The sequence below is a fragment of the Streptomyces sp. NPDC048185 genome (genome assembly GCF_043202495.1).
In the GTDB taxonomy this organism is placed as follows: domain Bacteria; phylum Actinomycetota; class Actinomycetes; order Streptomycetales; family Streptomycetaceae; genus Streptomyces.
In genome coordinates, this window is sequence record NZ_JBIDAN010000005.1 from 280,447 (window position 1) to 303,643 (window position 23,197).

At 69.3% G+C, this 23,197-nt stretch carries 22 protein-coding genes; 18 read left to right on the plus strand and 4 right to left on the minus strand.

Going from position 1 to position 23,197, the window contains the following annotated elements; translation table 11 throughout:
* Positions 1 to 46: 46 nt before the first annotated feature.
* Together ACGF3H_RS17355 and ACGF3H_RS17360 are read right to left on the minus strand one after the other, a co-directional pair.
* The gene (locus tag ACGF3H_RS17355; protein ID WP_362498171.1) at positions 47 to 1,381 is read right to left on the minus strand and encodes a hypothetical protein; all 1,335 of its coding nucleotides are present in this window, start codon (positions 1,379 to 1,381) and stop codon (positions 47 to 49) included.
* A 4-nt stretch (positions 1,382 to 1,385) separates the two neighbouring features.
* Entirely contained in the window at positions 1,386 to 2,405 is a 1,020-nt protein-coding gene (locus tag ACGF3H_RS17360) for an alpha/beta hydrolase (RefSeq protein WP_362498174.1), read from the minus strand.
* A 398-nt stretch (positions 2,406 to 2,803) separates the two neighbouring features.
* On the opposite strand from ACGF3H_RS17360, the gene ACGF3H_RS17365 reads away from it, so the two are divergent.
* The 11 genes from ACGF3H_RS17365 to ACGF3H_RS17415 all read left to right on the plus strand — a co-directional run bounded on the left by ACGF3H_RS17365 (position 2,804) and on the right by ACGF3H_RS17415 (position 14,169).
* Positions 2,804 to 3,907, plus strand: a complete 1,104-nt coding sequence (locus ACGF3H_RS17365; protein ID WP_362498177.1) for a hypothetical protein — start codon at positions 2,804 to 2,806, stop codon at positions 3,905 to 3,907.
* 32 nt (positions 3,908 to 3,939) lie between these two features.
* Positions 3,940 to 5,277, plus strand: coding sequence for a hypothetical protein (locus tag ACGF3H_RS17370; protein ID WP_362498180.1), 1,338 nt, complete (start codon positions 3,940 to 3,942; stop codon positions 5,275 to 5,277).
* A 6-nt stretch (positions 5,278 to 5,283) separates the two neighbouring features.
* A complete protein-coding gene (locus ACGF3H_RS17375) occupies positions 5,284 to 6,027 on the plus strand; it encodes an SDR family oxidoreductase (RefSeq protein WP_362498183.1) in 744 nt (247 codons plus the stop codon).
* 28 nt (positions 6,028 to 6,055) lie between these two features.
* Entirely contained in the window at positions 6,056 to 6,844 is a 789-nt protein-coding gene (locus ACGF3H_RS17380) for a hypothetical protein (RefSeq protein WP_362498186.1), read from the plus strand.
* A 21-nt stretch (positions 6,845 to 6,865) separates the two neighbouring features.
* Entirely contained in the window at positions 6,866 to 7,690 is an 825-nt protein-coding gene (locus ACGF3H_RS17385) for a nitrilase-related carbon-nitrogen hydrolase (protein ID WP_393816499.1), read from the plus strand.
* A 32-nt stretch (positions 7,691 to 7,722) separates the two neighbouring features.
* A complete protein-coding gene (locus ACGF3H_RS17390) occupies positions 7,723 to 8,697 on the plus strand; it encodes an alpha/beta hydrolase (protein WP_362493663.1) in 975 nt (324 codons plus the stop codon).
* Between the two features lie 410 nt (positions 8,698 to 9,107).
* The gene (locus ACGF3H_RS17395) at positions 9,108 to 10,148 is read left to right on the plus strand and encodes an ATP-grasp domain-containing protein (protein ID WP_362493660.1); all 1,041 of its coding nucleotides are present in this window, start codon (positions 9,108 to 9,110) and stop codon (positions 10,146 to 10,148) included.
* Positions 10,145 to 11,350: an MFS transporter gene (locus tag ACGF3H_RS17400; RefSeq protein WP_362493658.1), complete on the plus strand. Its 1,206-nt coding sequence runs from the start codon at positions 10,145 to 10,147 to the stop codon at positions 11,348 to 11,350. Before ACGF3H_RS17395 ends, ACGF3H_RS17400 begins: the two co-directional genes overlap by 4 nt.
* Positions 11,351 to 11,411: 61 nt before the next feature.
* Positions 11,412 to 13,055, plus strand: a complete 1,644-nt coding sequence (locus ACGF3H_RS17405) for an AMP-binding protein (protein ID WP_362493655.1) — start codon at positions 11,412 to 11,414, stop codon at positions 13,053 to 13,055.
* 37 nt (positions 13,056 to 13,092) lie between these two features.
* Positions 13,093 to 13,350 (plus strand): phosphopantetheine-binding protein, encoded by a 258-nt coding sequence (locus tag ACGF3H_RS17410; RefSeq protein WP_362493653.1) that lies wholly within the window; start codon positions 13,093 to 13,095, stop codon positions 13,348 to 13,350.
* A gap of 51 nt (positions 13,351 to 13,401) precedes the next feature.
* Entirely contained in the window at positions 13,402 to 14,169 is a 768-nt protein-coding gene (locus ACGF3H_RS17415; protein WP_362493650.1) for a phenylalanine--tRNA ligase beta subunit-related protein, read from the plus strand.
* Between the two features lie 54 nt (positions 14,170 to 14,223).
* On the opposite strand, the gene ACGF3H_RS17420 is transcribed toward ACGF3H_RS17415, so the two are convergent.
* The gene (locus ACGF3H_RS17420; protein ID WP_362493647.1) at positions 14,224 to 15,315 is read right to left on the minus strand and encodes an ATP-grasp domain-containing protein; all 1,092 of its coding nucleotides are present in this window, start codon (positions 15,313 to 15,315) and stop codon (positions 14,224 to 14,226) included.
* Between the two features lie 435 nt (positions 15,316 to 15,750).
* Here ACGF3H_RS17420 and ACGF3H_RS17425 point away from each other — a divergent pair, with 435 nt between their 5' ends.
* The 6 genes from ACGF3H_RS17425 to ACGF3H_RS17450 all read left to right on the plus strand — a co-directional run bounded on the left by ACGF3H_RS17425 (position 15,751) and on the right by ACGF3H_RS17450 (position 21,443).
* Entirely contained in the window at positions 15,751 to 16,974 is a 1,224-nt protein-coding gene (locus ACGF3H_RS17425; RefSeq protein ID WP_393816500.1) for an MFS transporter, read from the plus strand.
* Between the two features lie 6 nt (positions 16,975 to 16,980).
* Positions 16,981 to 17,979 (plus strand): thiamine pyrophosphate-dependent dehydrogenase E1 component subunit alpha, encoded by a 999-nt coding sequence (locus ACGF3H_RS17430; RefSeq protein WP_362493641.1) that lies wholly within the window; start codon positions 16,981 to 16,983, stop codon positions 17,977 to 17,979.
* Positions 17,976 to 18,953 (plus strand): alpha-ketoacid dehydrogenase subunit beta, encoded by a 978-nt coding sequence (locus tag ACGF3H_RS17435; RefSeq protein ID WP_362493638.1) that lies wholly within the window; start codon positions 17,976 to 17,978, stop codon positions 18,951 to 18,953. The genes ACGF3H_RS17430 and ACGF3H_RS17435 overlap by 4 nt, the downstream gene beginning before the upstream one ends.
* A 2-nt stretch (positions 18,954 to 18,955) precedes the next feature.
* On the plus strand, positions 18,956 to 19,723 hold the full coding sequence (locus tag ACGF3H_RS17440; RefSeq protein ID WP_362493635.1) for a glucose 1-dehydrogenase: 768 nt from the start codon (positions 18,956 to 18,958) through the stop codon (positions 19,721 to 19,723).
* Positions 19,720 to 21,132, plus strand: coding sequence for a PLP-dependent aminotransferase family protein (locus tag ACGF3H_RS17445; protein ID WP_362493632.1), 1,413 nt, complete (start codon positions 19,720 to 19,722; stop codon positions 21,130 to 21,132). The genes ACGF3H_RS17440 and ACGF3H_RS17445 overlap by 4 nt, the downstream gene beginning before the upstream one ends.
* A 92-nt stretch (positions 21,133 to 21,224) precedes the next feature.
* On the plus strand, positions 21,225 to 21,443 hold the full coding sequence (locus ACGF3H_RS17450) for a hypothetical protein (RefSeq protein ID WP_362493629.1): 219 nt from the start codon (positions 21,225 to 21,227) through the stop codon (positions 21,441 to 21,443).
* Positions 21,444 to 21,458: 15 nt separating this feature from the next.
* On the opposite strand, the gene ACGF3H_RS17455 is transcribed toward ACGF3H_RS17450, so the two are convergent.
* Positions 21,459 to 21,998 (minus strand): GNAT family protein, encoded by a 540-nt coding sequence (locus ACGF3H_RS17455; RefSeq protein ID WP_362493627.1) that lies wholly within the window; start codon positions 21,996 to 21,998, stop codon positions 21,459 to 21,461.
* 753 nt (positions 21,999 to 22,751) lie between these two features.
* Here ACGF3H_RS17455 and ACGF3H_RS17460 point away from each other — a divergent pair.
* Positions 22,752 to 23,108 carry a 3-oxoacyl-[acyl-carrier-protein] synthase III C-terminal domain-containing protein gene (locus ACGF3H_RS17460; RefSeq protein ID WP_362493698.1) on the plus strand — a complete coding sequence of 119 codons (357 nt, stop codon included), beginning with the start codon at positions 22,752 to 22,754 and terminating at the stop codon, positions 23,106 to 23,108.
* Positions 23,109 to 23,197 lie beyond the last annotated feature (89 nt).

Below are 23,197 nucleotides of genomic sequence, written 5' to 3' on the forward strand. Positions count from 1 at the left end.
TCAGCCTGTCGGTCGGAAGGTCGGTGAAGCGTGGGAGTGTGTGGGGTCAGCCGAAGGTCCAGCCGAACTCCACGGGCGGCCGTGGGTCCTGCGTCGCCCTCCGGGCCTGGTGACGCGCTCCGGAGGCGAACGCCGCGCGCACCTCGGCGAGAGCGAACGCGTCGGCCTCCCACAGCGCCGCGTGCAGGGACCGGACGAGGGTTTCGAGGACCGGGCGGAGGCCGGCGGCCGGTTCCAGGTCGAGCGGACGGTCCCAGGCGGAGCTGCCCTGCCGGAGCCGGCCGATGACGAGCAGGGCGGCGGCCGTGTCGGCGGCGTGCTGGCAGGGAAGCCCGGCGTAGGGGGTCAGTTCCTCGACAGCCTCACGCAGCGGCTCGGACGTCCCGGTGGACACGTGCGCCGCGAGTGAGGGGAGCAGCACGGCGTAGGCCTCCTCGAAGGCGAGACGCTCGAAGCTCTTGAGGCCGGGGGCGGGCTCCCCGTCGCCCGGTACGGATGCCCGGCGCCAGTGATGTGCGGCGACATGGCCGACGGAACGCCGCAGCGACCGGCCGAGGAGGGCCTCGACGGTGCCGGAGGGATGCTCGGTTGCCCCGGCGAGGACCTGGCGCACCCGGTGACGCCGTACGTTGACGAAGACGGCCGTCGGGTAGGGCGACGCCAGAGGCGTCAGGTCCCAGTGGCCGGAAAGTGTTGTCCCGCCGGCCAGCAGCAGGTCGGCGGCGGCGATGCCGGGCCGTCCGCTCTCCGGAGCGAGGGCGACGACCTCGTCGCCCAGGACGCTTTCCGCCGCTCGCCTCAGATCGTCCAGGCGGGCGGTGGCGTCGTCGGCCTCGGCCTGGAGTTCGGCATGGGGAGCGGCGACGATCAGGCACAGCGGGATGCGCGCGTGCCGTCCGGAGAGGCCGGCGTCCTCCATGCCTGCGGCGGCGGGGCCGGGACCGGCGTAGACCCAGGGCCGGCCGGTGTCGAGGCCGGGCGGTGGGGTCACCGGCTGCCACTGGCCGGAACTTGCGTACGCCGCCAGCCAGGCGGCGGCCAGGTGCGCGGAGGGGGCGTCCTCCTCGTCCGCGCAGTGGGCCAGTTCTTGCGCGGCGGCGCGCAGCAGCGGGGCGATGTGGTCGATGTGCTGCCCGTCCGGGACCAGGGTGGCCGGCAGATCGAGCACGGTCGTGGCGTCCAGCAGCGCCTGGACGCGGATCAGACGCTGCCAGGCCTTCGGGAAACGGCTCCGCAGCAGGGCGTGCGCGGGGTCGAGCCGGGTGAGACGGAGCTGGGATTCGTCGTGCTGCCAGACCAGGAGCTGCCGGTGGGCCCGCCGGACGGGTGACTCCTTGCCGATGTCGTGGGCTCGGGCGACAGGGGACATGGCTGAGTTCATGGGTTCAACCTCCGGTGCGGGCGGGGGCGGGCCGGCTCGGCCGACCGAAAGCGGCCTTGAGCGCGGCGGCCTGGTCGGCGAGGGCGTGCCGGGTGAGGGCCGCCTGCGGGACGGCCAGGTCGAACCCGTGGAAGGCCTTGGCGAAGCAGTGCAGTTCGACCGGAACGCCGTCGCGCATCATCCGGCAGGCGTAGTCGATTCCCTCGTCGCGCAGCGCGTCCACCTCGGCGACGAGCACATACGCGGGGGCGACGCCGTGGAAGTCGTCACAGCGGGCCGGGGCCGCGTAAACGGGTGCCGCCGGCGTGTCTCCGAGGTAGTGGCGCCACATCAGCGGGCTGTCCTCGACGTCCCAGCCGGAGGCCCGGGGAAAGCGCCGGAAGGACTCCGAGGTCAGCCGGTCGTCCAGGGCGGGGTAGAGCAGGAGTTGCAGAGCGATCCGCGGGCCCGAGCGGTCGCGGGCCATGAGGGCCAGCCCAGCGGCGAGATTGCCTCCCGCACTGCTGCCGCCGACAGCGATGCGCCTGCCGTCCCAGCCGCGGCTTTCGGCCACCTCGGCCACCCGGCACAGCACCGAGTAGCAATCCTCCAGAGGGGCCGGAAAGGGATGCTCCGGAGGGCGTCGGTAGTCAATGGAAACCACCGCACAACCAGCATCCCTGCAGAAGCGGAGACAGCGGTCGTGCTCGGTGTCGAGGTCGCCCGCCACAAACGCGCCGCCGTGCATGTAGAGAAGAACGGGAAGTGGCTGCTTCTCTTGTGTGCCGAGTGGTGCCGTGGCAACCGGTGTGTAGATTCGTACGGATATTTTTCGGCCATCTCCGGGGGCAGTGAATTCCGTATCCTCGACCTTGGTGTTTCCTTCGCCGGGGCTCGGCCCGCGGAGGGCCCGGGAGAGCGAGACCGCCCTCCTGAAGTTGCGGCGCGCCCTCAGCGGATCGGTGAAGGAGACGAAGGGCTGGCGTCGCTCGGCCTCGACCAGCTCTTGGTCAAGGTGCCGTGAAACATCGTGTGTTGAGGTCACGCCGCGGACTGTACACATGACCTCGGCGAACGCCGCAAGGGTTTCCCGGAGGGCGCGCCGCCACCTTGGGACTTGCGGCACTGTGTCCCATTTCTCGGCTTTCATGGTGCATGTGTGGCATTGTGGGTCCATCGACAGGACCAATTCGCATTCTCTTTACCGTAAACCGTTGACTGGCTGATCAGGCACGCATTAGCTTCTGCCTCGGCGAGCTCCTCCGGGCTGAGCCGTATGTGAATACACTCTGTAACAGCGCACAGTTTTCGCCACAGGCGAGCTGTGCGTTTACTGTGCCGCCCGCTTCATCGTCGCAGCCGGGCGTTGACCCCAGGTAATTCTCAGGGAGTGGATGTTCCGTGCAATCATCCGGAAAGCTACTCGTCGATGCGCTTCTCGTCGTGGGATTCGGAGTGCAGCACTCCGGTCTCGCGACGCTCCGTGTCAAGCGAGTGGTCAAGGCGAAGACCGGCATGGAGGCCCTGGCCTGGCGTTCGGTCGAGTCGCTGGCCAACGTCGTATACATTCTCGTCGCCGCCGCGCTCTGGCAGCACACCGACGACGTCGTGTGGGAGCTCTCGGGCGCAGCCATGGTCTCCATGTATGCGCTTGGCGTGGCCTCGTGGCTCTGGTACTGGCAGCTGCACCTGTTCGAGTACGACTGCGGCCTCGCCTTCGGCTCCACCACACTGGTCGCTCAGGCGGCCTCGGCCCAGGGACCCAAGCTCATCAACTGGAAGGTCGGCAGCCGGCGCTGGATCCGCTTCCCGGTGCACACGGCCTTCTTCGGCATGTTCTTCTGCCTGCCCACCATGACCACCGACCTGCTGGTCCTGGCCGTGGTCGTGAACATCTACAACGTCATCGGCAGCATCCTCTACGACAAGCGGCTCATCACCCTCGCCGGTGACGCCTACCGTCCCTACCTCGACCTGACCGGTCTGATCTTCCCGCCCGTCTACCGCAACCCCAAGGGCGCCCGCGACCTGGAGATGGCCGCTCCGCAGCATTGGCGCAAGCCGTCCATGCACCTGCCCGGTCTCGTGGTGGGCACGGGTCTCGGCGTGCTGTACTACTTCCTCGTCGGGCCCCACGCCGTCACCCCGCTGGACATGCTGCAGGCCGGCGGCGCGGGCCTCCTGGGAGCCGTTCTCACCGGACTGCTGCTCGGTTCGATCCTCAAGCCGAAGGCCGAGGACTGGGGCCAGCAGCAGACGGACCTGTCGACCACGGTCGCCCTCAACGCGGCCACCGGCGTGGTCACCTGGGCGACCATCGGCTGGGTCGACACCGGCCAGGCCCCGTCCTTCGCGGCTTTCCTGCCGTTGTGGTTCACCGTCCAGTACCTCGGACACGTCTTCGCCTTCCTCGCCAACCGCAAGAAGTGGTCCGTCTCGCTCGTCCCGGTGCAGGGCACCGCGGAGTCCCAGAAGTCCGCGCAGCCGGCAGGCCGTCCCACTCCACCGGTGACCACGGCGGCCATGGGACAGGCGAGCGTGAACTGAAGACGACCACCCGCACACAAGGAGACCCGCACGTGCCCAGCGCCAGCCTCGGCATTCCACTCCGCGAGACCATTCACCACTTCCCGTTCTGGCATCGAGAAGAGCCCGTACTCGCCACCATTCGCATCGACCCCGAATTCGCCGGACTGCGCGCGCAGTTCCCGCAGACCTGGAAACACCTCGTACGGGCCAAACTGGTCCTCGACAGCATCACGACCCTGGACGTGCCCGCCGTGAACGGCGACGACAAGGAGCACGCGGAACGTGTCTCCGGACTGCTCACCGCGGCGGCGGCGGCGTTGACACGTTTCGCCGACGAGGAGCAGGCGCCCACCACCCGCACGGTCGTCGAGCACGCGCGGCAGGCCGCCGAGCGGCTCGTGGTGTACGCCGACAGCCGTGAGTGGAAGCAGGTGACGCTGCTGGAGCCGAACGGGGACGAGCCCTGGCTGTACTGCGGGCCCATCGGCACGTGGGCGATGCGGGATGTCGACGCCCCCATCAGCCTGCTCGTCACCGTCCCCTGCCCGCAGCTGCAGACCGAGGTGGACGCGGTCGACGAGCGGATCGGGGACATCCAGGAGGCGGCGGCCCGGGCCCTGGGCGAGAAAGTGAAGTCCGTGCAGGACATCCACCCCACCATGTACATCATGGAACTGCTGCTCGCCGGCGGGGAGTCGGTTACGGGGCACAAGAACTTCGCCCACTTCTTCCCGCTCGAAGCGGCCGAATCCACCGTGCTGGGACCCGAGTTCACCGTGGTCTTCGCCAACGTGCACCGGGAGCGGATGCGCCGCTGCTCGCTGCCGCTGCTCCAGGGCGTGCAGGGCGGCCAGGATGGGGTCCTGCTCGACGAGGCGCTGCGCATGTCGCTGCGCTGGTTCCGCTGCCACGACCTCGGCCACTTCTGGCGCCGTGCCTCCGTGGAAGGCGCGGGCGAAGCCCCGGCCGAGATCAGCTACTTCGAACGCATGGCACTGGAAGAGGCCTACGCCGACGTCCTCGGCCTGCTGACGGCGGGCGCCGTCGGCCCTGACGACAGGCTGGGTACGGCGTTCACCGCCGAACTCGTCCGCTATCTCTCCCGCCGCTACCATCACTTCGCGGACAGCGCCGCCGCCATGCTCACCCTGGGCTGGATCCAGGAACACGCAACGGAGGTGGACTTCCCGCTGACCGACGATTTCATCGGAGCTTCACGCGAAGCTCTCACGGATCTGGCGAAGGCACTGCACAGCGTGCTGTGGGATGCCGACACCACCGAGATTGCCCGCCTGCGTGGCGCGCTGGACAGGGGCCGCACCTACCGCGACTCACTCGCACGGCACTTCGACCGCCTGCCGACCGACCTCACCTACAACTTCGGTTAAGGAACCATGAACGCTCGCACAGTTGTCATCTCCGGCGCCTCCTCCGGCATCGGTCTGGCCACCGCCCGGCGCTTCGCCGCGGCCGGTGACCACGTCGTCAACCTCGACCTCAGCAAGCCTGCCGCCCAGGACGCGGTGGGCCGCTGGATCGAGACCGATGTCACCGACTGGGACGCCGTCCGCGCCACCGTGGACGGCGTGGCCGAGGAGGCCGGCTCCATCGACGTGGTCGTCGCCAACGCGGGCATCAGCCTGCGACGCCTCTTCGTGGACATGACGGAGAAGGACATCAGGCAACTGATGGACATCAACGTCATGGGAGTGATGGCGCTGTGGCAGGCCGCGGCGCGCCACATGATCAAGGCTCGCCGCGGCGTCCTGCTGGCCACCGCCTCCACCAACGGCTCGGCCGGCTACCCGTACTACGCCGACTACAACGCTTCCAAGGCGGCCGTGCTGGCCCTGTGCCGCAGCCTGGCCCTGGAACTCGCACCGCATGTGCGCACCGCCTGTGTCAGCCCTGGCTATGTGATGACCCCGATGCAGCGGGCCGAGTACACGGACGCAATGTTCGCCGAGGTCAACGCGAAGATCCCGGCGAACCGGCATGCGGATCCGGCGGAGATCGCATCGGCCTTCTTCTTCCTCGCCTCCGACGACGCCCGGTTCATCACCGGTCAGCAACTGATCGTGGACGGTGGTGAGCTGGCCGGCGGGACCGCGTCGGCCCACGGCACCGTCTTCGCCTGACCCGAAGCCGCAACGAAGGGGAAGAAAGATGACCGTCACCTCAGAGGCCGTCACCTCGGAGGCCGTGAAGCTGCCGCTGATCACCGACGTGCTGGGCGACGCCGTCCGGCACAGCACGACCGTCGACCTCGAGGGCGGGCTCACCGCCTACGTCGTCCAGACCCCGGGCGACGCGCTCACCGTCTCCACGCACTACCGCATCTACGACGCCCTGGTCCCCGTCACGACGCAGTCGTTCGGCGCGGACATGACGCCGTACTGGGCGCAGCGCAGCAAGGAGGGCTACCTGGAGCGCCTCGCCGAGTTCGTGCTCATCGGTGACCGGGACGGCGCCTTCGTCGGCTGGACCGGGCACCACCGGCTCCGGTTCGACGAGCAGGTGATCATCTACCTGGACTCCACCGGCATGGTCCCGCAGCGGCAGTCCAAGGGCACCATGCGCAAGCTGATGCGGCAGCGGATCGTCGACAGCGTGCTCCCGCAGTGCCCCGACGGCGTGCCCGTCTATCTGACGGCGCGGACCGAGAGCCCGATCTTCTACCGGCTCATGCTCGGTCTGACCGACGGCGGTCCCGTGTACCCGGCGCCCGACACGCCGCTGCCCCCGGGCGTCGAGCAGTGCGGTGTCGATCTGGCCGCCTGGCTGGGCCAGCGTGCCATCCTCGAACCGGGGACGCTGACGCTGCGCAACGCCTACGACGCCCTCGACGAGCTGTACGGGGAGCTGCCGACCACGGGCAACCCCCAGCTCGACGCCATGTTCCGCGGGACGCTGGGACCGCTGGACGCGTTCCTCGTCGTCGCCCGGATGCGCTGACGACCGGCAAGAGAGAAGAACATGCGTGCTGTGCTGATCCAGGCCGACGTGGATCACCGGCAGCCCATGCGACGGCGTACGGCCGAGGTGCGCGACCACGTGGTCGCGCACCCGGCGGCGGACCTCGTCGTCCTACCGGAGCTGGGGGGCCCCCGCGACTTAAGGGTCGACGCCCAACAGCGGTACCCCGAACCGCTCGACGGTCCGCTCGCACGGAGTCTCAGCGAGGCGGCGGGATCGGCCGGCGTGCATCTGCACGCGGGCAGCATCATCGAGCGCGGCCCGGACGGCAGGCTCTACAACACCAGCCTGCTCTTCGGCCCCGACGGGGCACTGCTGCACCACTACCGCAAGGTCCATCTCTTCGGCCACGACTCGCGCGAGACGGCGCTGCTGTCCCACGGCGACGAACTGCGCGCCTGCGCCACAGCGGTCGGCCGGCTCGGCCTGGCCGCCTGCTACGACCTGCGGTTCCCGGAACTGTTCCGGGTGCTCGCCGACGACGGCGCCGAGGTGTTCGTCGTTGCCGCCGCCTGGCCGGCCGCCCGGATCGCCCACTGGCGGCTGCTGCTCCAGGCTCGTGCCCTGGAGAATCAGGCCTGGGTGCTGGCCTGCAACGCGGCCGGACGGCAGGGCGGGACCGAACTCGGCGGCCACAGCGTGGCCGTCGACCCCTGGGGACGCGTCGTAACCGAGGCGGGGGCCTCCGCCACCGTCCTGGAGGCCGAGTTCGACCCGGTCGGCACGGCAGAAGCGCGCGCGGCCTTCCCCGCCTTCACCGACCGGCGCATCACGACGGGCGGCGACGGCCGTGACCGCCCGACCTCCGCCCAGCCACACCCCTGAACCACACCAGCTCGCTGCCGCTGAGGAACACTATGCCCATCATCGTCCCCCAAGGTCTCGACCCCGAGCTCGTCCGCGCCGCCGAGCTGCAACCCGATCTCGACTACGGCCGCCCCCAGGAAGCCCGCGAGGCGCTGCGCCGCGCGTACCGGATTTCCCGTGCCCTGCGTGGCCGCAGCGCGCCGGACGACGGACTCGAGGTGACCGACCGCGAGATCCCGGCGCGTGCCGGATCGCCGGACATCCCGGTACGGATCTACGCCCGCCCCGCCGGTGAGCAACCCGTTCCCTGCCTGCTGTTCTTCCACGGCGGGGGATTCGTCACCGGCAATCTCGACACGGAGGACGCACGCTGCCGCGAGATCGCACGGCGCACCGGGATCACGGTGGTCTCCGTCGATTATCGGCTCGCTCCCGAGCATCCCTTCCCGTGCGCCTACGAGGACTGCTACGACGCCCTTGTGTGGGTCGCCGCGAACGCCGGGGAGCTGCGCATCGACCGCGAGCGGATCGCCGTGGGCGGGACCAGCGCGGGTGGCGCCCTCACCGCGGCGGTCACCCTGGCCTCCCGTGACCTCGATGGCCCGGCCGTGTGCCACCAGCTGATGCTGTACCCGGTGATCGACCATGCGATGAACACCCGGTCGATGAAGGAGTTCGACGCCACCCCGGGATGGCATGCCCGGAACAACGTCCACATGTGGCGGCACTACCTCGGCACCGGCACACCGCAGAGCGTGTCGCCCTACGCCGCCCCGGTCGAGGCCGGCGACCTGTCCGGGTTGCCCCCGGTCTACCTGATGACCGTCGAGTTCGACCCCCTGCGCGACGAGGGACTCGCCTTCGGACGCCGGCTGCTGGACGCGGAGGTCTCGGTGCAGCTGCACCACATTCCCGGCGCGTTCCACGGCTTCGACGCCGCCGCGCCGCAGTCCGCGATCGCCCGGCGAGCCCTGGACGAGCAGTGCGCCGTCCTGGCCCGCGCCACCGGGGCGTCCCTCATATGAGCCGGTGCCGTACACCCCGGATTCTTCTCGGGAACATTAGGCCGGAGGCGCCCAACGCAGCGCCGCGCCACCGGGAATTCCATTTCCTGGGGCGGCCGTCGGCAGGTGTGCGAAACAGTCCTGCCAAGGAGCGGGCGACTCAGCTTGAGGAAGGAGCATTTCGCGCCAACTTCCGTGACAGGTCACGGTCTTGACAGGTATTCAGGGAAGATGGTGAGATGAGGGCCATGAATAGGAAGAAGCTCCTGCTTATCGGGAGTGGCGGCCAGCCATTTCGGGAGTACGCCCTCAAGGCCATTAGCGAGCGCGTCGACGTAATCCTGGCCGAGGGGCGCGAGATCACTTGGCAGAAACCTTATGTCAAAGGATTTCACCTCATAGACCCCGACGATTCGGCGAGACTGCTCGCAGTGGCCAGGGAAGAAGCTCCCGACGGCGTGCTCACCTACGACGAGGCGCTGGTAGAACTGACGGCGGAGCTCGGGAGGGCGCTGGGCGTCCCGCACACCGACCCCGAAGCCGTCCGGCGGTGCAAGGACAAGAGCGCGCTGCGCGCCTGTCTCGCCGAAGCCGGGATCGGTCCGGTGCGGTTCGCCGTCGCCCATGACGCCGAGACCGCCCGTGCCGCAGCCGCCGGGATCGGGTACCCGGTCGTACTCAAGCCGCGCGCGCTGGGCGGGAGCATCGGCGTGGTCCGAGTGGACGACGAGCAGCAGCTCGTCGACGCGTTCGACGTCGCCGCAGGGGCCAGCTCCTCGGACGGCACCACCTCCCGGCTCGCGGGTGTCCTCATCGAGGAGTACCTGGAGGGGCCCGAGTTCAGCGCCGACTGCGCCACCTGGCAGGGCGAGACCGTCCCCGTGGTCATGGCCGAGAAGGCCATCGGTTTCGCCCCGTACTTCGAGGAGCTGGGCCACATCGTGCCTCCGGCCCCGCACCCCGGGTTGGACGAAGCGCTCGCCCTGGTCATCGACGCGCACAAGGCCGCCGGCCTCGACAATCTGGTCACGCACACGGAGTTCCGCCTCACCGACCGAGGCCCGCGGATCATCGAGATCAACGTCCGCCTCGGAGGGGGCCTCATCCCGCACCTGGGCGCGCTGGCACAGGGCACCGACCTCGCCGGAGCGTCCGCGGACATCGCCGTGGGGCGGGAACCGAGGCTGTCCGGTGACCGCACGGGCGTCGCGAGCATCGCCATGTTCTACCCCCGGCAGGACATGCGGGTCGACCGTGTCCGGCTGCGCCGTGACACGGCCGAGTATCCGGGGCTCGACAGGTTCGTCACCTTCCTCCCGGCCGGCATCGAGGTGCGGCTGCCGCCGAACGGCTTCCTGTCCAGGGTCGGCTTCGCCGTGGTGAGCGGCGCGGATCGCGAGGAGTGCCTTCAGCGGCGCGCCGCCGTGGAAGCCGGCCTGGTGATCGAGGGTGAGTCGCTGAGCGCGGTATGAGTACTGACCAAGAGGCGGGGGCGCGCCCGGCCGACGACAAGCACCGGTCGGTCCTCGCGGTCGTCCGGCACGCGCCACGACCGGTCTGGGTGCTCGTCGCGGGTGTGCTCCTCAACCGGGCAGGCTCGTTCTTCGCCGCCTTCCTGGTGCTGTTCCTCCAGCAACTCGGGTTCAGTCCGCGGGAGATGCCGACCATCCTGCTCGCCGTCGGAGTGGCCACCCCACTGGGCTCCCTGTTGGGAGGCTGGGCCTCCGACCGGCTGTCCAGGAAGACTTCGCTCGTCGCGTCGACGCTGCTCGCCTCGTGCGGACTGGGCGTCATCGGACTGGCTCCGAACAAGGCCCTCGTCCTGATGGGCGTGTTCGGCGCGGCCCTCTTCGCGCAGGCGTACCTGCCCGCCGCCTCCGCACTGATCGTCGACCACACCGAGGAACGCGACCGGGTTCCCGTCTTCGCGCTCTTCCGGCTGGCCCTGAACGTGGGTTCCAGCGTGGGGCCGCTGATCGCCGCCGTGGTCGCCAAGGACGGCCTCCGCCCCCTGTTCCTCATCAGCTGCTGCACGTACGCAGTGTTCAGCCTGCTGCTGGCCGTGGGCCTGCCGTCGGCGCGCACCGCCGGGGCAACGCGTGTGAAGACCGCGGAGAGCGGCCGGGGCATCCCGCTGCGCCTCATGGTCTTCTACCTCTCGATCGTGGCCATCACCATCGTGTACGTGCAGTACAACTCGACGGTCGCGTTGTCGGTGTCCGCGCAGCACGGCGCCGCCGCCTACGCGTATCTGCTCACGGTCAACGGCGTCCTGGTGATTATTTTCGAGATGCCGCTGAGCGGACTGACGCGCAGGGTGGCGTGGTGGATCCCGACGCTCGCCGGCACCGTCCTGATGACGATCGGCATCGTGGTGTCGGGCGCCGCCCAGCCCTACGCCGCCGTCGCTATCGGCGTTGTCACCTGGACCGTCGGCGAAATGCTCTTCTCGCCCGTCGTCAGCAGCGCCACGGCGACCCTGTCGCCCCCCGGCCAGGTGGGGCGCTACCAGGGCTATCTGTCCACGGTCCAGGCGGTGGCGTTCGGCCTGGGCCCGGCGGCCGGCACCTTCCTGTACGGCACCGACACCCGGACGCTGTGGCTGTGTTGCCTGGCTCTGGGGGTGCTCGCGAGTGCGGGATTCGTCGCGGTCGGCCGGCGGCGGACAGGCTGACCCCTTCCCTACCGGCACTTGCGCACCGTATCGATCATTCTGGTTGGAGCACTGACAGCTGATGGACGCACAACTCGCCGCGGCCGGGCAGCCGGCGCCGACCCGGCACGGGCCCGGCATCGTCATCGACTGGCTGGGTCGCGCCCGCACCGGCGGAGTCCACGTCTTCCACCGGGGCAGGACGAGGTTCGTCGGCTGGCCCGAGGTACTCGCCGATGTGACGGAGCTGACCCGGCGGCTCAGCGACCTCGGCATCCGCGCCGGCATGCGCATCGGCATCCGGGGCCACAACTCCTACGAGTGGCTGGCACTCGACCTGGCGCTGCTGAACCTGGGTGCCGTACCCGTCGCGCTGCCCGTCCCCGACTTCAAGGGGCGCGACAACGCCGGCGTCTGCCGGCAGTACGGACTGTCCGCGGTGTTCGCCGGCAAGGAGGGCCGCGGCGCCGCCGAGACCTCCTTCGTGGGCGCACTCGAAGTGGTGCTGAGCGAGCCGCTTACCGTCGAGCTGCTGGATCCGGCCCCCGAGCCCCAGGGCGAGCGGCTCCCGCCTGACGCCGCCGAGGAGTTCACGCTTGCCTTCTCCTCCGGCACGGCTGGCCGCGTCAAGTGCCTGCTCCTCGCCTGGAAAGGCGTCGAGGCGCTGATCGAGGCCCACACGCAGGCCTACCCCTTCCGATCCGACGACCGGATCATGATCGCCCTGCCGTTGTCCACCTTCCAGCAGCGGTACCTGTGCTACCTGGCGATCCGCAACGACTGCAGTGTCGTGCTCACCACCGTCGGGCGCTTCGTCGACGCCCTCCAGGCGACCCGGCCGACTATTCTGCTGGGCCCCCCGAGCTTCTACGAATTCGTCGAGAACCGGTACCGCGCCATGGACCCCCGGCGCCGCGCCCGGCTGGAGGCCGTGGCCTCCCTGGCCTCGCTGCTGCCCGGCGAGCGGATGCGCAGACACTGGCGGCGCGGGGTGTTCCGCGAACTCCACGACATGTACGGGGGATCGATGCGACTGATGCTCGTCGGGTCCGCGCCCGTACGGGACGGGATGCTCGACTTCTTCGCCGACACCGGGTTCGAGCTCTACCAGATCTACGGCATGACCGAGATCGGCTTCCTTGCCTGGAACCGTCCGGGCGCCAACGTCAGGGGCTCGGTCGGCCGCGAGGTCTACCCCGGGACCGTCTCCCTCACGCAGGACGGCGAGGTCGTGGTCCGTCACGACCGGCACCTGTGCATCGGCTACGAGGGCGAGCCGGTACAGAGCGTCACGCCGGTGTTCCGGGGGGACAACACCATCGCCACGGGCGACCTGGGGGAGTTCGACGAGAACGGCTTCCTCGTCCTGCGGGGCCGGAAGAAGAACCTGATCATCACCACCGGCGGCCAGAAGGTGCAGCTGGAGGACCTGGAGGAGGAACTGGCGAACGCCCGGGGCGTGACCCAGGCGTGTCTGTACCCGCTCCAGGACGGCGGAATGGCGGCGGTCGCCTGGTTCCAGGGCGACAGGGAAACGGCCGAGAAGTCCCTGCGGACCAGGATCGACCAGCTCAACACGAAACTCGGCCGGGCCCAGGACGTGCGCCGCATGGCACTGCTGGACGGCCCGCTCGCCTCCGACAGCCCGCTCCTCAACCGCAATCTGAAGGTCAACCGGGAAGCGGTGCGCGAGGCCACCGCGGACCGGCTCAGCCCCCTCGCGTGACTCTTTTCGCCATCACCCGTGCGACAGGCAGGACGACATGACTGACAAGCCGACTCCCGACACCGACAGCATCGCGGCCGGCGTGGCCGGACTGTGGGCGGACATCCTCAAGCGCGACGAGGTGCCGCGCGATGTCGCCTTTCCCGAACTGGGCGGTGATTCCCTGCTTCTGATCTCCCTTCTCACACGTATCGAGGAAGATTTCGACGTTTATCTGGAGGCCGAAGACATTCTCGACGACCTCACCGTCACCGGTATGGCGCAGGCGATCGCCAAAGAACGCATCGCGTCCTGAGCGTCCCGACTCCCCTCCCGGACATCCCCGCAGCCATTTCAGGAACGGTTCATGAATCACTCAGAGGACACCGGCAGCGCCGGTGCGCGGACCCGTCGGCTCACCGTCGGAATGTCGCCGCAGGTCGCGGCGCGACATCCCGGCTGTCGTACCGTCTTCCTGCTCGTCCAGGGCGTCAAGAACAACGAGCCCTGGCCCGAGACGGAAGAGGCGCTGTCCGCTCTCGAAACCGAGGTGCGCGAGGGCCGCTTGCGTCTGCCCACGGAGGACGAGCCCGCCATCTCCGCCTGGCACGATCTGCTGCACAGCTTTGGGACGAACCCTCGCCGGGCCCGCCCCAGCATCGACGCGCTCAGCCGCCGGCTGCGCAAGTCCGGCCGGCTGCCCCGGGTCTCCTCGGTCGTGGACACCTGCAACCTCGTGTCCATGAGGTACATGCTTCCCACCGGCGGATTCGACCTCGCGGCCTTCCGCACCGGCATCGAGCTGCGCCACGCACGGCCCGACGACGTCTACATCCCCCTCGGGGAACCGGACAAGTCCGAGACGCCGCTGGACGGCGAGGTGATCTACGCCGACGGCTCACAGGTGATGACCCGTCACTGGAACCACCGCGACTCCGACGTCACCAAGGTCACCGAAGCCACCCGGGACGCCGTACTGCTCCTGGAGGGCATCTCCTCGGTCATCTCGCAGGAGACGCTGCTGCGGGCCCGTGAGGAGCTGGCAGGGCGGGTCGCTCCGCACGCCGACCGGGTCAGCCTGTACGAGATCGACCCGGCGCAGCCGCTGGAACTCGTCTGGGAGCCGACCCTCTGACCCTCTCGCGTCGCCCGTCACGGCACCGTGGCCACGACGGGCGACGCGAGAGCGTCAGGCCTCGGGGTCGTCCTCCAGCTCATAGAAGCCGTGGCCGTCGAGGTAACGCACGGTGCCCAGGTCGCGGAGCAGCACCTCGTCCACCTCGTGCGTCAGGGACAGCGTCATCGGATACGTGGAGTCGTCCACCGTGGGGCTCAGGCGCTCGCCGGGCGCGACCAGGGGAGTGACGCTCTCCACGCTCTCCAGCGCGGTGAGTTCCTCCAACCCTCGGTAGGCGCGCAGCCGGCCGCGCACGGGCGAGACCATGGCGGCCCAGGCGACACTGTGGTGCAGGGTGTAGTCCTGTCCGCAGCGGGCGTGGAAGCGGTCGGGGTTGCCGAAAGCTTCGACACTCCAGCTGATCTGCGACTCACCGGTGGCCCGCTGGGTGAAGCCGGGCAGATCCAGCCCCGAGATCCGGGCGCCCACCTCCACCAGACAAGGACCGCTCGGTGTCATCTTCACCTCGATGTGCGCGGGACCGTGCTGGATGCCGACGGCGTCCAGCACCTTCAGCCCGTAGTCCACGGCCTGGTCCTGCACCTCTCCGCGGCGCGGCAGCAGATGGCAGGCCACAGCCAGGTCGGTCACGTCGTTGGCGCTGATCCGGTGCGTCTTCCACACGTCGGTCACCTGGTGGCGGCCGTCCCTGCTGACCGTGTTGACCAGGTACTCGGCGCCCACCAGGTACTCCTGGGCGACCACACCGTCGGCCGGCTCGGAGAAGATGTTGCGCCGCCCGGCCAGCGCGCGGAAGGCGCGCACCGCGTCGTCCGGGGTGTCGCACCAGGTCACACCGTCGTTGGCAGCGCTGCGCAAGGGCTTGAGGATCACCTTGCGGCCCAGGCGGCGATGCCAGTCGAACAGCTGCTCCTCGTTCCGCACGCGGATCTGCTCGGCGCCGAGCAGACCCTGGGACTTGATGCGTTCGATCATCTCGAACTTGTCCCGTCGCATCCGGCTCAAGGCCGTGCCGTTGGTCGGTATGCCGAACCGGGCCGAGAGGACCTCACTGAGGGAGTCCGCAAGCTCCACTCCGAGTTCGCCGCCGGCCATCACGGCGACGGGCTTGAATTCGGCGATCCTGTCCGCAGTTTCCGCCACATCCCCGTGATGTACCAGGTCGACCGTGTAAGGGAAAGGGTCCGGCTTCCCGGCATACAGAGCGGGAACTTCAGGTGTGCTCTGCACTCTGATCGGAGTGAAGCCGGAGGCCGAGAAGGCGGCGGCCAATCGCCAGGAAAGGGCATAGGAGTCAACGAGGACGATATGGCGGGTTGTCACGTCTGTCGAAACCTTTCGATGGAGTATTCCGACGTTGATTCCAGTTGTCCCCATGCTGGTTGTCAAGTCCGTTGCCGCTAAGCCTTGTTGGCGAATCACCCTAGGGTGAGTGACGAAGGTTACAGATTATCTGTCGATCATGGACTTACCCAGTTCGGTCTTGTACGATTATCGTCAGGCAGTGGGCCGTGACGCGTTGCCTTCAAAATGTCATCGAATGGGTCGGGGGACTCGTGGCACCCAGGTTCGAGACCGATGCGTAAATTATTATCGATAACCCGTCTGCAAGGGCTTCCGAAGAGCTTCTGGATCGTTTTTGCAGGGCAGTTCATCAATCGCATCGGCAATATGGTCGTGCCCTTCCTGGTGCTCTACCTGGGGCAGCAGGGCATGTCGGCGCAGGACGCCGGACTCGTCCTCGGCGCGGTCGGTGTGGGCGGACTCGTGTCCCAGCCGCTGGGCGGTCTGCTCACCGACCGCTGGGGCCCGCGACTCACCCTGGTCGGCGGTCTCCTGGCCAGCTCCGCGGCCGTGGCCCTGCTCGGCGCCGCCCGCGGGCTCCCGGCGATCCTTGCCGTGGCCTTCCTGGTGGGCGCCGTCGCGGACGTCTACCGGCCGGCCGCCGCCGCGGTGGTCGCCGAGGTGGTGCCCGCGGCCGACCGCCCGCGCGCCTACAGCCTCGTCTACTGGGCTGTCAACCTCGGAGTGGCGCTGGGCGGGCTGATCGCCGGTCTGCTGACGAGTCACGGCTACTGGACCCTGTTCTTGGTGCAGTCCCTCACCACGGCCACGTTCGCCGTGGTGACCGCCATACTGCTGCCGGCGGACCGCCGGGCACGGCGCACCGATTCCGACGGCACCCCCACCACTGTCCGGGCCACCCGGGACCGGCTGCTGCTCGCGCTGACCGGGCTCAACCTGCTCAACGGCGTGGTGGCCGCACAGATCACCGTGGGTCTTCCCTTGGCCATCAAGGACGATGGTCTCGGAGCCGGCTTCTACGGTGCGGTGTTCCTGATCAGCGGCATCATCATCGGTGTCACCCAGCCGGTGCTCTCCGCCTGGCTGGAACGGTACGACCGGCTGGCCGTCCTGAGTGTGTCCTGGCTGGTTTTCGGCCTGGGCATGGCCGCCACCGCCCTGGCGGACACGAGAGCCGAATACCTGGTGACGGTCTGCCTCTGGACCGTCGGCGAGATCGGCGCGGCGAGCTTCGTCGGCTCGCTGGTCGCCGACCTGGCCCCGGAGCACGCCCAGGGCCGCTATCAGGCCACGTTCGGCTGGTCGTACGCAGCAGCTCAGTTCATCGGGCCACCGGCCGGAGCGTATGTGTACGCCTCCCTGGGGCCCGGCGCCCTCTGGCTGTCGTGCGCCGCCCTGGGGGTCATGGGACTGGCCGGCGGCCTTGCCCTGGTCGCTCCACTGCGCCGCCGTCTGCAGCTCGCTCCCCAGCCCATCCCGTTCGAGAAGGTTGGCTGATCTTCAATGCATACGCTCACACCCACCCACGAGCCGGCAACCAGCGCGGTCCCCCTGCTGGAACTGTTCCGGCGCATGACCCTCACCAGACAGCTGGACCGCCGCATCACCGCACTGACCGAGGCAGGGCTCATCAAGGGGCCGATGCATCTGGGCATCGGACAGGAGGCGGTCGGCATCGGCGCCACCGCGCTGCTGGAAGCAGGCGACATCGTGACTGCCACCCACCGTCCGCACGCGCTGTACGTCGGCTGCGGGCTGCCGCTCGGCGCCACCTTCGCGGAGATGATGGGGCGGGTCGGCGGCCAGGGCAAGGGACGCGGCGGCCATATGCTCATCGGCGACCGTGAGCACGGCCTCCTCGGACCGTCGGGCATCGTCGGCCACTCACTGCTGCTCTCCGTCGGCCACGGCATGGCCCACAAGCGTGCTGGACAGAGCCGGGTCACGCTGTGCGTCACCGGCGACGGCTCGGTCAACTCCGGTGCCTTCAACGAGTCGTTGAACATGCTCGCGCTGTGGCAACTGCCGGTCGTCGTCCTGGTGGAGAACAACGGTTACGGGCTCAGCGTCCGCCTCGACCGCCATGTCCACGAGACGGAGCTGCACCGGCGCGGCGCCGCCTACGGGGTACCAGCCACCAGGGTCGACGGCAGTGACGTGGAGGCGGTACGGGACGCCGTCGCCGAGGCGTTCACCCGTGCCAGGACCGGCGGCGGACCGACCCTGGTCGAGGCGGTGACCTTCAGGGACTGCGCCTTCTCCGGCTCCGACCGCGGCGGCTACCGGTGGGAGGACGAGTGGGAGGGCTACACCGATCCGCTCGAGCTGACCGCGGCCCGGCTGCGGGAGGCCGGCGTCCTCGAGACGGACCTCGCCCGCATCACCCGCGAGGTGGACGAGGAGATCGAAGCGGCCGTCGCCTTCGCCGCCGCCAGCCCCTGGCCGGACCCGGCCGACCTGCTCGTGTACGCCGCCCGGTGGGACGGAGGGGAGCCCCGATGAACGACATGACGTACAGCGACGCCCTGAATGCCGCCCTGCGCGAGGAGATGCGCAGGGACGACCGCGTCATCCTGCTAGGCCAGGACGTCGGTGTGTACGGCGGAGTCTTCTCCGTCTCCCGGGGACTGCTGGACGAGTTCGGCTGCGAACGCGTCGTGGACACCCCGATCTCGGAGAACGGCATGGTCGGCGCGGCGGTCGGCATGGCCCTGAGCGGTCTGCGCCCGGTCGTGGAGATGATGTACACCGACTTCATGACGCTCGCGCTGGACAGCATCGCCAACGGCGCGGCCGTCTTCCCGTTCGCCTACGGCGACCAGGTCACGGTGCCGATCGTCATCCGCACCCAGGGCGGCGCGGGCATCAACGCCGGTCCCCAGCACTCCAAGTCGCTCGAGGCCTGGACCGCGCACCTGCCCGGCATCCACACCGTGCTGCCCAGCAGCCCCGCCGACGCCAAGGGCCTGCTGACCTCCGCTCTGCGCAGCGACGACCCCGTGGTCCTCGTGGAGCACAAACTGCTCTACAAGGAGAGCGGCCCCGTACCCGAGGGCGACCACATCGTGCCGCTCGGCACGGCACAGGTCGTACGTCCGGGCACCGACGTCAGCATTCTGACGCTGTCCAGGATGGTCGGCGAATCCCTCGTCGCTGCCGAACACCTCGCCGAGGAGGGCATCGACGCCGAGGTCGTGGACATCCGCTCCTTGCGGCCGCTGGACATCGCCACTCTCGCTCGGTCGGCACGCAAGACGGGCCGGGTCGTCGTCGCCACCGAGTCGTGGGTGCGTTACGGCCCTTCCGCCGAGATCGCCGCCGCCGTGACCGAGGCCGCCTTCGCCGAACTGCGCGCTCCCGTAGTCAGGCTGGGCTCCCTGGGCGTGCCCTACCCGGCGAGCTCGGCGCTGGAGCCCATCGTGGTCCCGTATGCCGCGAGCATCCAGCAGTCCGTCGCGACCCTGATGAAGGAGTAGTCATGTCGGATAAGCGTTTGGACGGCAAGGTCGCCCTGGTCACCGGAGGCGGCACCGGAATCGGCCGGTCAATAGCCGTCGCCTTCGCCCGCGAGGGAGCCGCCGTCGTGGTCACCGGTCGGCGAACCGAGGAGCTGAAGGCAACGGTCGCCGTCATCGAGGAGGGGGGAGGCACCGCCATCGCCCGCCCGGCGGACGTCACGGACGACGAGCAGGTCGCCGGGCTGGTGGACAGCGTGCTGGCCGAGTACGGCGCGTTACACATAGCCTGCAACAACGCGGGCGTACCCGGATCGGGTCGCAAACTGCACGAGTTCGAAGTCGACGACTGGCACCGCATCGTGGATACCAACCTCCAGGGCGTGTGGCTGTCGATGCGTCATGAGATACCGGTGATGCTGCGTCAAGGAGGCGGCAGCATCGTCAACGTCTCCTCCATCGCCGGCGTCGTGGGTTACCTCAACGCGGCCCCCTACACCGCCGCCAAACACGGCGTCGTGGGACTCACCCGCACCACCGCCATCGACTACGGCCCGGCAGGCATCCGCGTCAACGCGGTCTGCCCCGGCCCGGTCCTCACCCCGATGCTGGAAGAGGCACGCCGCAACCGCGGTGCGTCGGCGGACGAGTTCTATCTGCGCAACATCCCACTCGGACGGCTCGCCCGACCCGAAGAGGTCGCATCCGCCGTGTTGTGGCTGGCATCCTCCGAGGCCTCCTACGTCACCGGCCAGACCTTGGCCGTCGACGGCGGGTGGACCGCGCAGTGAACATAGGGCAGCGCACCGCCAGTCCGGATCTGCACCTCGACCTGGACCTGCGCTTCCGGCGAGGCCGCGGCGAACAGCTCGTGGCGGCCTTGCGACAGGCGATCGAGACCGGCAGGCTGCGGCCAGGGACCCGGCTGCCCTCCACCCGCGGCGCAGCGCTTGACCTAGGCATCGCCCGCGGCACCGTTGTCAGCGCCTATCACCACCTCACCGCCGAGGGATACCTCGAAACCGTCCAGGGCTCCGGAACCCGGGTAGCCCGCTCCCCGGCGCCCCGGGCGGTCTCCGAGCGCGGCCCGGACCCCGGCTCCCGAAACCCGTGGCGCCACAATCTCAGGCCCGGCATGCCGGACGTGACGCTCTTCCCGCGCGCCGCCTGGATCAAATCGACGCAGCGGGTGCTGAACACGGCCCCCGCGCAGGCCCTCGACTACGGCGACCCGCGGGGCCGTCCGGAACTACGCCGCGCCCTCGCCGAGTACCTGGGGCGTAGCCGGGGAGTGGTGACGCACCCCGACCGGATCGTCATCTGCCACGGCTTCACCCAGGCACTGGGCCTGATAGCGACCGTGCTCGCGGAACAGGGCGTCGGCACGGTCTCCGTCGAGAACCCGAGTTACCCTCACTTCCGGGACGTCATACGGCTCGCCGGGCTCCACACGCACCCCGTCGACGTGGACGGCGACGGGCTGCTCCCCGGGGACCTGCGCGGCCGGGCCGCGGTCGTCACCCCGATCCACCAGTACCCGCTGGGCGTCACCCTGTCCGCCGAACGCCGCAGGGCACTGGTCTCCTGGGCGGAGGCGGCAGACGCCGTGATCGTGGAGGACGACTACGACGGGGAGTTCCAATACGGTCGGCACCGGGTTGGCGCGCTGCAGGCCATGGCCCCGCACCGGGTGATCTACGCCGGCACCACCAGCAAGACGCTCGCCCCGGGACTCCGGCTGGCCTGGCTCGCCGTGCCGGCGGACTGGGTCGAGCGCATCGCCAACGCCAAACGCATGGCCGACCAGCACTCCGCCGCGCTGACCCAGATGGTCGTGGCGGACCTTCTGCTCTCCGGCGCCTACGACCAACACATACGGCAGTGCCGGGACCACTACCGTATGCGCCGCGACCAGCTCAGCACCGGCCTCGCCGCACACGTGCCGGGAGCCCGCCTGATGGGCGAGAACGCGGGTCTGCACGCGCTGATCCGCTGGTCGCCGGACGGACCCGCCGAACGGGAGGTGCTCCGCGCCGCCCGTACCCAGTCCCTCGCCCTCGCCGGGCTCGGCAGCTACTGGGTCGGACCAGGCCCCAATCCGCCCGGTCTGGTCGTCGGCTACGCCACCCCGCCCCGGCATGCTTACACCGAAGCCCTGGACACTCTCCTCTCCCTGCTCGCCCGCTGCTTCACAGCATGACCCTTCGGCGCCACGTCGCGCCCCCAGCTCTGTCAACGGTCTTGTAGCTCCTCCCGCCGTACAGGTTGAATTGGGGCGGGCTCGAGCAGAGCATGACGTCCGCCGCGTTCGCCCGGAACATTGGCCGCATCCTCGGCGTCGACGCCCCGGACACCGACGACGATGGCGCCTCGGGGATCCACACCAGGCCGATCCGGCCGGTCTCGGGGCAGTTCGACATCAACGACGCCGGCGCCGGCCGCATAACCCGTGTCCGAGATCAGGGGTCAAGGCCCAGCCTGGCCGCGGGACGATTCGGCTGGAAGCGGTGAAGGGGGCCGAATCGATCACCGTCTTGGCTCGCCGCCGGACCGGTCCGCGCGGAGCATTGAAAAGATCACCTGATCGTGCCACTGGCCGCCGCGCCACTGTGCCGAGCGCAATACCCCCTCCCTGACGAAGCCCGCCTTCTCCAGCGCGCGCTGCTCGGCGAGGTTGGCGCAGTCCGTCCAGGCTTGAAGCCGTTCGGCCCTGGTGTGATCGAAGAGGTACTCGGCCAGCAGTCGCTGCGCCCGGGTGCCTATGCCGCGGCCCTGGGCGGCGGGCAGCAGACCGATCGCCAGACTCCAGCAGGTTGAGGTGGCGGGCCGTCCCCAGGTACTGGCGAACCATTCAACCCGGCCCACCGTCCTGCCCGCCTCCGCGACGGAGAGCACGCCGCCATCGGGGCCGAGCAGGCCGGTTTCCGTGAATTGCCGACGCAGGCCCGCCAGTGACGTGAAGCCGAACCACTGGTACGAGCCGGTCCCTTCCGGTCCACTGAACTCGCGCTCGAACAGATCGAGATCTTCGCCGGTCACCGGGAGCAGCCGGATTTCATCGGACATGGAACGACTCCTGATTCTCTCGACCACACGGTCCGAGCTCGTCTTGTGTGGCCGGTACGGGCAACGACGTCCGATCCTTTCAAACATCGCGCCTGGCCCGGCAGGATGTCCGACGGCGCGCGCCCGGAAGGCCCGCCGGACAGGCCCTCATGACGGAGGCCCCAGGCGGCATGCAGGTTGTCTCACTCGTACTGGCAGAGCAGGCCCTCGATGCGACGGTTGGTGACGTCCTGCCGTCCGCCGAGGCACTTCGCGCAGCGGGTCAGCAGGGCTTCAATGCTGTTGCCGGCGCGTTCGGCCACTTCGGTCGGCGGCGTACGAGGCGACCCAGCCGCAGGCAACAGCAGCGGGACGCGCAGCTGCTCGCCCTCGCCCTGGTGGCGGCGGCCCTCATCGGCTTGGTGGAGATGGTGGTCAACTGGCTGCTCGCCCCCGGGTGGGTCCCCGTCGTCAGCCTGGTCTCGCCGTGCTGGCGGGTGTCGGATGGCTCTACAGTCGGCAACAGCGGGCCCGGTGGAAGGCGGTGCGAGCGCAGGGTCTGCGCTACGGGCTGTCCCAGATGAATGGGCTGCACTAAGCCGGTTCGAGGACGCGATACGGGACCTGATGCAGCGCGACGGCTGCCGCGATGCCCAGCGGGTCGGCGGCCGCGGCGACCTGCGTGCGGACGGGGCTCAGGCTTCACCGGTGGGCACCCCCAGATCTGCAGGTGCTCAACGGGAGGGCCCGGCAGGTGCACGGTAGGGAACGGACCTGGACGCTGTCGGCCTGGTCTGCGTCCACCAGCCCTCCGTGCCCTTCCTGCACGTCTTCTGTAACCGGGTGGACATCCGCCCGGACAGCGTGTGGTCCACCTTCCCCCGCATCGACCAAGCGGCCTGCGCCACCCTTCCGCTGCCGCTCGCCCTCGCCGCCGAGCAGCACCGGTTGCGCCCCGGGGCGAAGGTCGCGCTCTTCGGCCTCCCCAAGCGGGGCCGGCGCCGGAGTGATGCTCCTCAACTGGTAGCGACCGGGCCTTGGGCAGCACCGCGATACGTGCTTCACCCGGACCGAGAAGGTTCACCGCTGTCGCTGAGCAAAGGTAGGCAGATCGAGCAACCGAGTGAGTAGGGCGCCCTTCCGGGTGATCTAAACAGGCGTCCTTTCAGCCAGAGCATGCGTGCATGCGAGAACTGAGGCCAGCTGATCGACGTTGAAGA